The sequence below is a fragment of the Shewanella sp. N2AIL genome, from assembly GCF_022690845.1.
In the GTDB taxonomy this organism is placed as follows: domain Bacteria; phylum Pseudomonadota; class Gammaproteobacteria; order Enterobacterales; family Shewanellaceae; genus Shewanella; species Shewanella baltica.
In genome coordinates this window covers 1-283 of the sequence record NZ_JALBYT010000108.1, presented here as the reverse complement: position 1 = coordinate 283, position 283 = coordinate 1, and the positions used below count along the sequence as shown (strand labels likewise).

Genomic DNA, 283 nt, shown 5'->3' with positions numbered 1-283 from the left:
CCCAAGACGTGGTGATTGATACCAAGATTGACCAAGATGGCGACGGCAACACCGTGGCGATCACCAGCATTACCGATGACACCGGCGCCTCGGGCAGCGACTTCATCACCAATGACAACACCTTAGTCTTCAACGGTACCGTCGATTTGGGTGATGACAGCACCTTGGCCGTCACCATCAATGGCGTGGTGTACACCACTGCCAACGGCTTGGTGATTGATGCCAGCGGTAACTGGAGCATCGACTTAACCGGCACCACCTTGGCCGATGGCACTTACCCTGT

Annotated in this window: 1 protein-coding gene; it reads left to right on the top strand. The window is 55.8% G+C overall.

Annotated features, from left to right (window positions below):
- On the top strand, positions 1 to 283 hold a 283-nt coding region (locus MO387_RS20945), incomplete at both ends, for an Ig-like domain-containing protein (protein WP_242326516.1).